The 13,299-nt window shown below is 36.1% G+C and carries 11 protein-coding genes; 4 read left to right on the top strand and 7 right to left on the bottom strand.

Going from position 1 to position 13,299, the window contains the following annotated elements:
- Positions 1-17 precede the first annotated feature (17 nt).
- Positions 18-734, top strand: a complete 717-nt coding sequence (locus ACHZAX_RS02070; protein WP_101311394.1) for a Crp/Fnr family transcriptional regulator — start codon at positions 18-20, stop codon at positions 732-734.
- A 247-nt stretch (positions 735-981) separates the two neighbouring features.
- Positions 982-2,235, top strand: coding sequence for a DNA (cytosine-5-)-methyltransferase (gene dcm, locus ACHZAX_RS02065; protein WP_320017837.1), 1,254 nt, complete (start codon positions 982-984; stop codon positions 2,233-2,235).
- Here dcm and ACHZAX_RS02060 read toward each other — a convergent pair.
- From ACHZAX_RS02060 to ACHZAX_RS02050, 3 genes are all read right to left on the bottom strand, one after another.
- Entirely contained in the window at positions 2,211-2,972 is a 762-nt protein-coding gene (locus tag ACHZAX_RS02060; RefSeq protein WP_320017836.1) for an Eco47II family restriction endonuclease, read from the bottom strand. The genes dcm and ACHZAX_RS02060 overlap by 25 nt on opposite strands.
- 238 nt (positions 2,973-3,210) lie before the next feature.
- Positions 3,211-5,685 (bottom strand): bifunctional UDP-N-acetylmuramoyl-tripeptide:D-alanyl-D-alanine ligase/alanine racemase, encoded by a 2,475-nt coding sequence (locus ACHZAX_RS02055; protein ID WP_320017835.1) that lies wholly within the window; start codon positions 5,683-5,685, stop codon positions 3,211-3,213.
- 11 nt (positions 5,686-5,696) lie between these two features.
- Positions 5,697-6,287 carry a thymidine kinase gene (locus ACHZAX_RS02050; RefSeq protein WP_101311392.1) on the bottom strand — a complete coding sequence of 197 codons (591 nt, stop codon included), beginning with the start codon at positions 6,285-6,287 and terminating at the stop codon, positions 5,697-5,699.
- 212 nt (positions 6,288-6,499) lie between these two features.
- Between ACHZAX_RS02050 and ACHZAX_RS02045 the strand changes: the two genes are divergently transcribed.
- Positions 6,500-7,132: a hypothetical protein gene (locus ACHZAX_RS02045; RefSeq protein WP_101311391.1), complete on the top strand. Its 633-nt coding sequence runs from the start codon at positions 6,500-6,502 to the stop codon at positions 7,130-7,132.
- 2 nt (positions 7,133-7,134) lie between these two features.
- Positions 7,135-7,848, top strand: coding sequence for a 16S rRNA (cytidine(1402)-2'-O)-methyltransferase (gene rsmI, locus ACHZAX_RS02040; protein WP_320017834.1), 714 nt, complete (start codon positions 7,135-7,137; stop codon positions 7,846-7,848).
- Between the two features lie 120 nt (positions 7,849-7,968).
- Here the strand turns inward: rsmI and ACHZAX_RS02035 are convergent, their stop codons facing one another.
- The 4 genes from ACHZAX_RS02035 to ACHZAX_RS02020 all read right to left on the bottom strand — a co-directional run bounded on the left by ACHZAX_RS02035 (position 7,969) and on the right by ACHZAX_RS02020 (position 13,279).
- Positions 7,969-9,027 (bottom strand): PorP/SprF family type IX secretion system membrane protein, encoded by a 1,059-nt coding sequence (locus ACHZAX_RS02035; protein WP_101311389.1) that lies wholly within the window; start codon positions 9,025-9,027, stop codon positions 7,969-7,971.
- Between the two features lie 214 nt (positions 9,028-9,241).
- Positions 9,242-11,770 carry a T9SS type B sorting domain-containing protein gene (locus tag ACHZAX_RS02030; RefSeq protein ID WP_394698206.1) on the bottom strand — a complete coding sequence of 843 codons (2,529 nt, stop codon included), beginning with the start codon at positions 11,768-11,770 and terminating at the stop codon, positions 9,242-9,244.
- A 48-nt stretch (positions 11,771-11,818) separates the two neighbouring features.
- Positions 11,819-12,523 carry a PKD domain-containing protein gene (locus ACHZAX_RS02025; RefSeq protein ID WP_101311387.1) on the bottom strand — a complete coding sequence of 235 codons (705 nt, stop codon included), beginning with the start codon at positions 12,521-12,523 and terminating at the stop codon, positions 11,819-11,821.
- Between the two features lie 6 nt (positions 12,524-12,529).
- A complete protein-coding gene (locus tag ACHZAX_RS02020; RefSeq protein WP_320017832.1) occupies positions 12,530-13,279 on the bottom strand; it encodes a hypothetical protein in 750 nt (249 codons plus the stop codon).
- Positions 13,280-13,299 lie beyond the last annotated feature (20 nt).

Genomic DNA, 13,299 nt, shown 5'->3' with positions numbered 1-13,299 from the left:
CATATTCCACCTTGTATATGATTGAGAATGATAGAAAATCCAGAGAGATTATTTGTGGGGAAGTAATTAATAATTCGAGTTCAGTATTTAATGTTCTTACTCCTTCTGAAAAAGAAGAGTTAATGGCGAACATGACCTGTTCTTTTTTTAAGAAAGGTGAATACATTTACAAAGAGGGTGAAAGACCAATTGGGCTTATTTGTTTATCTGAAGGAAAAGTAAAGATATTTAAGGAAGGCGTAGGCGGTCGCGAGCAAATTGTTCGAATGGCAAAACCTATTGGTTTTATTGGATACCGTGCACTTTTTGCCGAAGAAAACAACATTGCTTCGGCTGTTGCAATTGAAGATTCTATAACCTGTACAGTTAGCTACGAATTGATGCTGAAATTCATTAAAACCAATTCGGACCTTTCTTTGTGCATTATACGTTCGCTTTCTACCGAATTAGGATTTTCAAACAACAGAACAATCACCCTTACTCAGAAACACATTCGAGGAAGATTGGCTGAATCGCTGCTTTTTCTTCGTGATACATATGGTTTTGAAGATGATGAAGCAACCATAAAGGTTTATCTTTCGAGAGAAGATATAGCGAACTTATCAAACATGACAACATCAAATGCAATTCGTACCCTTTCCACTTTTGCAAGCGAAGGAATCATTTCAATTGATGGCCGGAAAATTAAGATTTTAGATAAGGTTAGATTAGACCGTGTGAGTAAACTTGGATAAGAGCTGCTTCTTAAAATATAGCAAGCCATCTCGTTAGGGATGGCTTTTATTTTAAGAAACATTTTAACAAAACAAGACGGTTGCACATTATTACTCATAAAAAAAATTCCTTTATATTTCAAACATTAAGAAATCAAGAATCAAGTAATCTTTTTAATATCAATCAGATGACTTATTTTATTATTGTTAATTTAGTTTCAGGCTTTTCATATTCAATTTTTATTCATATATTCGTAACCATTGTGTAATGTTATATAATATGGTTATAAATAAGTATATCACTCTTGCAGAGGCATCTAAACTTGTTGGTAAAAGCAAAGAAACTCTTAGGAGATGGGATAATGAAGGAGTTTTAGTCGCATTTAGAGAACCGGTATCTAATTATCGGGTTTATAAAAAAAGCGATATTCAACTACTTCTTGGAGAATTATATAATCCTGAAAAAGAAACATCAAATTATGTTGAACCTGAAAGCGATTATTCTGTCTTAGAAGTATTCGCCGGTGCGGGCGGATTAGCAATAGGACTGGAGAGAGCTGGACTAAGGTGCGTAGGCCTTAATGAGATAGATAAATGGGCTTGTCAGACATTACGTAACAATCGTCCTAACTGGAATGTTTTAGAAGGCGATATTCGGGAATATAATTTTTTAGAATATAAAAATAAGATTGATGTTGTAACAGGAGGATTCCCTTGTCAAGCGTTTAGTTACGCCGGTAAAAAATTAGGTTTAAATGATGCCCGAGGAACTTTATTTTATGAGTTTGCCAGAGTAGTTCAAGAGGTTAATCCACCAATTTGTATTGGCGAAAATGTTAGAGGCCTATTAAGTCATGAAAAAGGAAAAACACTGCAGGGAATGATCTCTATTCTAGATGAAATTGGGTATAAAGTTGTTCCTATACAAGTTCTTAAAGCAATTCACTATAAAGTTCCCCAAAAACGCGAAAGGCTTATTCTAGTTGGTATTCGAAAGGATATAAAAACTGAATATGAGTATCCTATACCTCATAAAAAAACATACAATCTTATTGATGCACTAAAAAAAGGCTCTTTATTCGAATCTGATGTGCCTAAATCTGAAGGAGCAAAATACCCGGAATCAAAAAAAGAGGTTTTAGATTTAGTTCCTCCAAAGGGATACTGGAGAGATCTTCCACTAGATATTCAAAAAGACTATATGGGAGGCAGTTTTTATCTAGGAGGAGGCAAAACAGGAATGGCTCGCAGGATTGGCTGGGACGAACCATCTTTAACACTTACATGCAGCCCAGCTCAAAAACAAACAGAAAGATGTCACCCAGATGAAACCAGACCTTTCACAATTCGCGAATACGCCAGAATTCAGACCTTTCCAGACAATTGGATTTTCTCAGGCTCTATGGCTCAACAGTACAAACAAATTGGCAATGCTGTTCCTGTTAATCTAGGACAGGAAATAGGATACTCTATTGTGAAATTTTTAAACAGCTATTATCACAAAGAATCAAAACCTAAATAATAACTGTAATTATCAAAAGTTATTGTATCTATTATATTCCTATTTGAATCTTCTGCACTTTGATTTATTTCTTCAAGTGCGGAAGCAATTTCTCTTCCTTGTGGTGCTATTCTTGCCATAAAATCATCAATGGCTTTTGGTAATACCGCATACAACTCAAACAAGGCATTATCACGTCCAGTTAATAATTTATAAAATTGATCTCCGGAAATTTTATAAACTCTTGAGTGACTATATTCCTTTCCATTTATATCACCAGACCACTTCTCAATAAAACTTTTCTTAGCCAAAATCTGTACCCAGTAACAATTAGCAGTTTTATAAGCATCTGCGTAAGAGGCAAGCTTTTGAAACAAACTTTCGGCAGAACTACTATTCATCGTGTTATGTTTATTTTTTATATCCGCAAAAAGTGTATTATTCGTTGCTTTAATGTCATATCCACTTAAATTTCCTGCTTCATAACCTTCTACCCCACCTAAAATTTGTTCATGAAAAGTTCCAATGGAGTTATTAATAGACTTATCAATCTGTCGGCTAATCTCAGTTTTTATTAAAGTCTCCTCATCTAATTTATTAAACTTTGCATCAAATGTTAATTTAATTGTATCAACCTTATTATTATAAAACTTTTTTTTACTAATATTCTCTTTGGCTCTCAAATATGAATTATACAAGTTCTCAATACAATCTATGAGATGTTTATCAGAGATATAAGACAGATAATTATTACTCATTATTTATTTAAGTTAAATTTTATTAAATAGAATATGTCGAATGTATAAAATACTTTCCTATTTAACAAATCCTAATTAAGCAACAAATATCAACAGCATAAAACAGTTTCGATTCAATAATACTTCTAATTAAATCTGCTGTGTTAGGGATTGTAACGGATACCCCACAGCGAAGAATGAGCGAGGAGTAAGAGTGAAAAGCCCGCCACGAGGAACGAGGGGAACACCCAAAATATTTTTATTCCTGAAAATAAACGCGTTTTACCCGACGCGAAATGGTGGTGAGAATTTCGTAGGGAATGGTTTCCAATTGTTCGGCCAATTTACTTACCGAATAATCGTCGCCAAAAATCAGAACGGAATCTCCTTCTTTAGCATCGGTATTGGTCAAATCAATCATACTCATATCCATGCAAATATTGCCAATAACAGGCACCAATTGCCCGTTCACCATCACTTTTCCATGGCCGTTGCTCAGTTTACGGTTGAAACCATCGGCATAACCTATTGGGATAACTCCAATGCGTGTATCGGTCTGTAATTGCCCTTTTCGTCCGTAACCTACGGTATTCTCTTTCGACACTTCTTTTATCTGCGAAATTGTAGTTTTCAGGCTGCTCACATTCATCAGTTTTTCCTGATGCGTGGCACTGATTCCATAAAGACCAATTCCCAAACGAACCATATTGAATTGTGCTTGCGGAAAACGTTCGATACCGGCTGAATTTAAAATATGCCGATCGATAGGATACGAAAACTGCGACAATATTTGATCGCTCCATTGGGTAAACGAATTAATTTGCCGAGCTGTAAAATCATCGTGTTGCTGCTCATCTGCACCTGCCAAATGGGAAAATACAGAACTGATAAAGAAATGATCATTGTTCACAATCAGTGACAACAAAGTGTCAATATCGTGATGAACAAAACCCAAACGATTCATTCCTGTATCCAGTTTTATGTGAATAGGATAGTTTCTTACTCCATTTCGTTTTAATGCTTTTTCGAATTCAAGACAAATAGTCTGATTGTATATTTCTGGCTCAAGGCGATACTCAATCATGGTATCGAAACTATGAGGCTCCGGATTCATCACTATAATTGGGATCGTGATTCCTGCGTTTCTTAGTTCGACACCTTCGTCGGCTATGGCAACGGCTAAATAATCAACCCGGTGATATTGCAGTAAATTAGCAATTTCGGTTGATCCGCTTCCGTAAGAAAAAGCTTTTACCATTACTACCAGTTTGGTACTTGGTTTTAATAAAGAACGAAAGTAGTTCAGGTTGTGAACCATGGCATTTAAGTTCACTTCCAAAACCGTTTGGTGTGCTTTGTATTGAAGCGCATTTGAAATTCTCTCGAAATGAAAATTTCTTGCTCCTTTTATTAGAATAATTTCGTCCTTAAACTGATTTCGATTCAAATCTGCCAGAAATACATCGGTTGAGCGATAAAAAGAAGCATTGCAGGTAAATAGTTTCGATTGCGACGAAATGCCTTCCCCAATACCAATCAGACGATTTATTTTCTTCTGTTCGAGCAATTTGGATATCGCCTTGTAAAGCTGATGATTTGTATAACCCGATTGAAAAATATCTGATAAAATAAGGGTTTTGCTCTTATCTTTTTGTTGCTGATTCATTAAATCCAAGGCAATTCCCAGCGAACCCAAATCTGAATTGTAATAATCATTAATAAGGGTGCAATCACCTATTCCCTCTTTTATTTCCAATCGCATGGCAATTGGTTCTAATTTCAGGAATCGTTCTTTTATGGTTTCATCATCAACATTCAGGTTCAGCAAACAAAGCCAGCAGGTAATTGCATTATCAATTGAAGCTTTATCGCTAAAAGGCAAATTTATTTCTTTTGTTTCCTTCTTATATTTGATTTTAATGAATGTCCGGTTCCCTTTTATTTCTTCCGAAACAACCATCAGATTGGCAGCCTGATTTCTTGACCAGGAAATCAATTCTTTATTCTGTCCATACCGGGACTTTAATGATTCATCTACAAGTTTATTATCGGCACAATACACAATCGAATCGCAGGAAGAGAATAATTTTATCTTCTCTTCTAATTTCTGAACTTCATCCTTAAAATTCTCGCGATGTGCATCCCCAAAATGAGTAAAAATCCCATAGGTAGGTTGAATAATTTTTGAGAGTTGATCCATTTCTCCCGGTTGAGAAATACCAGCCTCAAAAATGGCCAGATTGGCCTCACTGTTCATGTTCCAGACAGAAAGCGGAACTCCCACCTGAGAATTATAGCTTTTGGGACTGCGAACAATAGAATACGATTCATTCAGCAACTGATACAGCCACTCTTTTACAATAGTTTTTCCATTGCTGCCGGTAATTCCCATTACAGGAAAAGAGAAATTCTTTCGGTGATTTTCGGCCAAATTCTGCAAAGCACGAAGCGTATCGGGAACCAAAATAAAGCCGGCCTCAGGATACTGTTTTAAATCTGTACATTCAGAATTACTAACAACAAATGCACGAACCCCTTTTTGATACAAATCTTTGATGTATAAATGACCATCGTGCCGCGCACCAACTAAAGCAAAAAATAAAATTTCCTCGGGAAGTTGTAATGACCTGCTGTCTATCGATAGGGTTTTAACAATGAGATTTTCTTTCCCATAACAAACACCTCCTGTTATAGAAGCTACTGATTCAATAGTATATGATTGTGCAACAGTCATAATACATCCGCTTATTTTGTTGAAGATGTTCTGTAAATTTTCTGGTAACAATTTCGGCAAAGCGGTTCATATTCACTCTTTTCGCCTAACAACACTAATTTATCAGCCTCAGCCAAACGATGCGAGTAATTGGCTAAATTTCCACAACGCATGCAAACTGCATGAACTTTGGTAACATATTCTGCAGTAGCCATAATACTCGGAATCGGACCAAAAGGATTGCCCTTAAAATCCATATCCAGGCCGGCAACAATCACTCGAATACCCTGATTGGCTAATTCGTTACAAACGTCAGACAGGCCGGCATCAAAAAACTGAGCTTCATCAATACCTACCACATCAACGTTACTGGCAAGCAACAATATATTTGCTGATGTTTCAACAGGAGTTGAGCGAATGGAGTTGGAATCATGCGAAACCACTTCATCCTCTGAATATCTCACATCGATATGAGGTTTAAATATTTCAACATTCTGACGGGCAATTTTTGCCCGGTTCAACCGACGGATCAATTCTTCGGTTTTACCCGAAAACATAGAACCAACTATTACTTCGATCCAACCATTACTGCCAGCTCTGTTAATATCATTCTCAAGAAACATGTGATAAACTTTAGGTTATTTTACATAGATAGACAAAAATAGGAAAACACTTTCATACTTGCATTACTGAGCTAATAAACTTTTAAACAATACCTCCCTAAAAAATATTTTGTTTGAACCGAAAAAACCACTCAACCAATCAATACAAAAAAAATTAGCTTTACTTTTGTAAATTAGTACATAGAATTCTGTTGCATATTAAAATTCTGGTCATGGATAATAAATTAGTCATTCAACTGCTTAAAAGTAAAACCGAAGAAATTCAAAACTTACTGGAACATTTCACCAATAAGCCTGCGGATTTAAATGATGGTATTGAGTTACTTGATTCCAGAATACTGGGTTTAAGTCAGGATTTTAAAATCCTGAAAAAGAATTGTGAATTAAAACCGGCCGGGACAGTTTCAACGGATATTCCTGAAGAAATTATATCTGCTTCACCTGAACCAATCAAAAAAGAAATTGATTTTTCTAATACAAATTCTGAAAAACAACAGGTAATTGACAATATCAGTACTGAAAAACCTGAAACTGAAAAAAAAGAGCAAATAGAATCAGAAATTGTAATCCAAAAAGTTCAATCGGAACCTATTCAACTGATAGGCGAGAAACTTCCATCTCAGAAACTGAAAGATATTCAGTCGGCTATTGGAATTAATGATCGCTTTTTGTTTGCCCGTGAGCTTTTCGAAAACAATATAGATGAATACAATACAGCCATTTCCTTCATAAATAAAGCAGGTACTTTTGAATCTGTTATGAATTGGATAAAAGCTGAAAAAGAGTGGGATCTGGAGGATCCTACCGTAACCCAATTCATCGAAATCACCAAAAGAAAATTTTAAACATGTCGAAACTATACCTTGTTCCAACTCCAATTGGAAATTTAGAAGATATTACTTTAAGAGCCTTACGAATATTAAAAGAAGTAGATTTAATTCTTGCTGAAGACACAAGAACATCTGGGTTTTTATTAAAACATTTCGAAATTTCAAAACCCTTACACTCACATCACAAATTTAACGAACACAAAACGGCCGAAAACATCGTTAACCGAATTAAAGCCGGTGAAACCATTGCCTTAATATCTGATGCCGGAACACCGGCTATTTCAGATCCCGGGTTCTTTTTGGTGAAACATTGTCTTGATAATGGAATTGATGTTGAATGTTTACCCGGAGCAACAGCATTTGTCCCTGCTTTAGTGAATTCCGGTTTGCCAAATGAAAAATTTTGTTTCGAAGGATTTTTACCGCAAAAAAAAGGGCGTCAGTCTAAATTAGACGAACTGGCTGAAGAATCAAGAACAATGATTTTTTATGAATCTCCACACCGCTTAGTGAAAAGCTTAGAGCAATTTGCTGAAGTAATGGGAGAAGATAGAAAAGCATCTGTATCCCGTGAGTTAACGAAACTATACGAAGAAAATGTACGTGGCACTCTCGCTGAACTAATCGCTCATTTCAGTTCTAAAACTGTAAAAGGTGAAATTGTAATTGTTATTGGCGGTAAGCTTGTTGAGAAAAAGAAGAAAGAATACGTAAAAAAAGACAGAATGTAATTACGAATTACCAATTAATAATTACGAATCCCTTTCTTCAGATACACATAAGACACAGATTAAATATTAACATTAATATACGCTTAACTTCTAACTCATAATTACTAATTCGCAATTAATTTAGTCTTCATGTGAAAATTTAGGACAAGAGATTGCCTTATCACCCAATTTTTTAACTTTCTGACGACGCTTCAACTTTCTGATTTCCCTGGGATTGGAATAGTTATAATTGTAAGTCAGAGAAATCTCCAAACCACCTCTGTTAGAAGATGCGGCCTGTAAATCAGAGACATTAATATCGTAGCTAATCATAAATTTCATGCGGTTTTTCTCATATCCGAATGCAGGAATAATATCCTGAGTAAAACGATACCACAATCCGTAATGAAGAATGGTGCCTTTTTCTCCATACAACATCATAAAATTGGTTCCGGCAATCCACTCGTTTGAACCACTCTCGGTAGTATGCATAATTTCGGGCTTGACATATAATCTCGAAGATAATCTGGACTCTACTCCTCCATGCCATGCAAATCGTCTTTTAAGGTTATTGGTAATTGCGTAAAAGGATTCATTGGGTTGATTTATATGACTAATTGCCATCCCCATAAAATATTTTGATTTCCCTTTAAAAAAGGTAACCATAGTCCCAGCAGAAAAGTCAGTGTAAAATAAAGATTGCGTTCCCAAAGGTTCACCTGTTTGATAATTTGGATCGAAAAGTGTACCATCCCATTGATCATCAAAAACCAATTTGTTATAATCAACTGATTTATTAACTAGTTCCAAACCAACTCCCATATGTAAGAACAATGTATTCCCTGCATTCAGACTTTTATTTAATGATCCTGAAAACATGACCTGAGTGGTCTTTAAACTACCTTCTCCCGCTTTATCATTGAAGATCATACCTCCAACACCAAGCCATGAAGAACTTAATAGTTGAGTCGATAATTTACCATCAACAAAAACTGCCTGAGAAACAAAAGGCGTTGTTACACTATTCCACTGGTTACGATAATTCATCCCGCCCCGAAGGTTATAATCAGAATTTCCCGTAAGAGCTGGGTTTAACAATAATGGGATAGAATAGAATTGAGAAGAGTGCACACGCTGAGCGGAGACTTGACAGACCCCGAATAACGATATTAGTATAAAAACAATTAAACTCTTCCTCATATCCAATTTTACGGGTCTTTCAGCCGATTAGCAAAGTTTTCAACCAGCAAAACGAAATACCCCAAGCAAAAATATAAAAATGGGTAATAATAGCCTATTACCCACTGCGAAATATTTTATTTTACATTTATTTTTTTGCGACAAATTATTTGGCATAAATATAATTAATATGATGAAATTTAACAGTAATAATCCATTTTATTCATCAACTATATTAGTACAGTAGTGTAACATTTCCGCGCTTTTGTACAGAACTACCATCAAGGAAGGTCACTTGCAGGAAGAAAACATAAACATCCATATCTTGTTTTACTCCACGATAGGTACCATCCCATCCTACATCTTGTCTGTTCGATTGAAAGATTTTATGTCCCAATCGGTTATAAATAATCAAATTCATTGAACCAATATTGTTACCCCGAACAAACAGAACATCGTTTTTACCATCTCCATTTGGAGAGAATCCGCTGGCTAATCCAACAAATTGATCACCTTCCGGATAAACTACATTTATCGTATCCCTTCCCATACAACTCTGTTGATTGGTTACTTCAACCCAATATTCTCCGGCCTGACTCACATTTATAGTCTGAGAAATATCATCTGTTGACCAACGGTAGAAGCTACCATTATTTTCAGCATCAAGAGTTACATTTTCTCCGGTTTGAACAATAAGGTCTTCTCCAAGATCCACAATAGGCGAAGGATTAACTGTTAATTCGATACAATCTCCTTCTGTATTACCAAATGGATCCGTTACATCAACACAATATTTACCTGATTGATTGACAAGGATTCCCTTTTCAGTTGACTCTGACGGTATCCATTTATAAATAGGATCAGAAATAAATGTTCTATCAATAATTGGTTCAAGATACACTCTGTCACCCTCACAAATCTGAATATCACCACCTAAATCTACAGAGAATTTATGACCGTCTTTTCGAACAACACTAATATCATCTGTATTATAACATGAGTATTCATCTGTAACCTTCACAGAATATACATTTTCATCACTTACCGATATTGTCTGGGTTGACTCTCCGGAACTCCATTCGTAAACCAAACCTGATCCTGAAACTCCGGCATCCAAAGTCGTGGTTTCACCATCGTATAATGTAATATCTCCACCTAAATCAACAATTGGTAAAGCATGCACAATTACTTCAATTTCATCGGTTTTTTCATTGCCAGCACCGTCTCTTACCGTTACCGAGTAAATACCGGACTCACTCACAGTAAGTGTGGAGGTTCCTGCTCCATTTGACCATAGGTAAGTATAGTTTTGAGAAATGCTTGGATTTGGATTTAAAATCACCTCTTCACCATCACAAATGTTTTTGTCGCCACCTAAATTTATAGCAAATACATCGCTTTTACTGCTTATAATGATTTCATCAGTTCCTACACATCCATTTACATTAGTTACATCCACGCTATAAGTATTACTACTATTAACGCTTATTGTTTGACTCGTTTCACCTGTCGACCAGAAATAGGTTAATCCCGGATTTCCTGCATCCAACACCTTTGTTTCAGCATCAGCCAATTCGTAATCCGCTCCCAAATCAACAAGCGGAGCTGTTAACACATTAACATTTACTGTTGCCGATGATGATTTACCTGTTCCGGAATCAGTTGCTGTAACAGAATATGTTCCCGTCTCAGTTACGGATAATGAAGAACCTGTTGATCCATCTGACCATAGGTAAGTATAAGTTCCATCAAAGTCGATGGTCGGAGTTAAAGTTGCACGCTCTCCTTCACAAATTTGAATATCTCCACCCAAACTAACTACGAAAGATTCAACAACACTAATAGCTGCATAAATTGTATCTCCGGCACAATCAAAAGCTGTGCGCTCCAACAATTTTATCTGATAATCTCCAGGCGTATTTCCCCATTGAACATCAAAACTTAATTCACTATGGAACTTATCGCTTAGCTTCTTCGTCTTTTCATTTAGAACTGTTGCTCCACCTGGAACAAAAAGCTCATAATTTTCATTCTTCTCGATGGTTGCAGTATAAGACTGAATTGTTCCTGCCTGAATTACCGGAGCATAATCCCCGAATATAGTATTTGGCAAGGCCATTACATCAACCTCTAAAGTTTGATTGGCAAGATCTTCAGTTACAGGAATTCCTGATACTGTTTTAGCTTCAACCAACAAAATCTCAGCTCTATGTGTTTTACCGGTAGTATTCGGAATTTCAAGCTCAAACTCAAAAGTATTCCCATACAGCTCGTCTGCTCCAACAGGCATTACTGCAGGTGCACGATCCACTGAAATTTTAAATGTCCATGGCTTAGGACCCGAATAATTAACGGTAATATTCACTTTACCATTTGCATCTCCTCCATTATTTGCAGAACAAACATAGGGTACCTCTAAATCATCAAACTCAGCGGTTGGAGCTGCGCCATCAACCACTACCATCATGGTTAAAGGATCACCAAAACAATGTGTCCCTAAATCCTCCGGATATACTTTCACCTCATAATCACCTTCGTTAGCGAATACATAATCGCCTGATTCAAATGTTTTTGATGCAAGATATGCTACTGAACCGCTTGATGTATGTGTTACTGACCAATGATATTCATAACCAGTAACTTCATCCACCTTAAAATTAAGTGTTGTTCCCTTAACCACATACTGCTGTGCCACAACAGCCCATCCTCCCAAAAGGATGGCTATTGCAGTAAGCAGTGTTTTATGTAGTAAGGTTTTCAACATCTAATTTTTATTCTTTTAATTATTTAAATAAAACTCCTAAACTAATCTCTAGTTAAGTGTAATAGTACCTGAAATAACTGGCTTACCATGAACAGTAACACTTCTTGTGTTATCAGCAAGATCAGTATCAACAGCAACAGTTCCATTATCAGCAGTTTTTGCACTAATCAATTGAATGCTTACTGTTTGATCACCGGCAGTTAGATTTTCAAAATCTGAAATTGACAATTGTCCTGTTAAAGGAGTTGCGTCACCTGCAGTACCCATTGTAACCACCTTAGTTTCTTTTGAATTATCAATAGCAGTAATCTCATATGTCAATTCGAACGGAGCTACACCACCGGTGAATACAACATCGAAATCGCTAACTGTTAAAGTACCACCCAATAATGGAGAACAACTTACAACTGCATCATTTGCAGGTAAATTAGCAAACATTACAGAAGCTGCACCAACAACTAAAACCTGAGATGTTCTTGTTTCAGTCAAACAGCCATTTGCATCAGTCCCAAAAACTGTTACATCATATGTTCCCGCAACATCCCAGATCAGTGTCATAGAATTTCCTGTTTGCGCAACCAGATCAGTGCTGGTACCACCTGTTGTAGCCCAAGTATAAGTCACTCCTGCAACAGGATCAACATTATAAGTATGAGATGTGTTAATAGTTACAGTTTGATCCTGTGCACTAACAGTTCCTGCAAATGCAATTAAGCTGATAAATAGCAAGCCAAATATTTTAGTCAGTTTCATAGTAGTTTAATTTAAATTTATGATCGATATTTTTGGTTTCTTATTAATTGTTCTTGTATGAATTTCTTTTCCTGTTACCACATTTAACGTACCCCCATATTTATTGGTTGCACTCTTTATGGTAATAGTATTTATAGTGTCAATATTTTCATCTTCAATAACACCCGCTACATGGAGCATTTTATCTGCAAAACTTACAGTTGCAGTTCGATCAGCAGTATCCCCATCTAAACGATAGTTCACTGTAATCGGGTATTGTGATTCAGGTAACACTGTACCTGAATTAAACATTGCTATCATTTCTGCAGCAAACTGTGGATCTAAATCAGCACAATCATCTGATGTCAGATCTTTAAATACAATAGTGGCTTCAGTGCCAAATACCTCAACGGGTATAGCTCTTCGAGAAGAACAAAAAGTAGTTCCTGCATTAAACTCTTCCACAATTGCGTAATACTTTCCTTCATTTAAGAAGATAATGTCAACTTCAGATTTTTCAAATTCTCCCCCAACAAATAAAAAGTCATCATCTCCTCCCAATCCATCATTATCCGCCAATAAAGCGTCTTTTTGATCTGTCCAGTTGCTCACCTTATAAACTTTCCATTCATAAGTATTCCCAACATGATCAGTAATAGTAAGTTTATGCGTACTACCAGGCAATATTACATACGGACTCTGTGCCTTAGCTGAAGCCAAAGCCATCATTGTAAATACAATGACAATCAGAATTCTATGCAGTATACCTTTAAACAAATCTTTCTATTTTTATGTTT

The sequence above is a fragment of the Labilibaculum manganireducens genome, assembly GCF_963665805.2.
Classification (GTDB): Bacteria; Bacteroidota; Bacteroidia; order Bacteroidales; family Marinifilaceae; genus Labilibaculum; species Labilibaculum manganireducens.
This window is presented reverse-complemented; position numbering and strand designations above follow the sequence as displayed.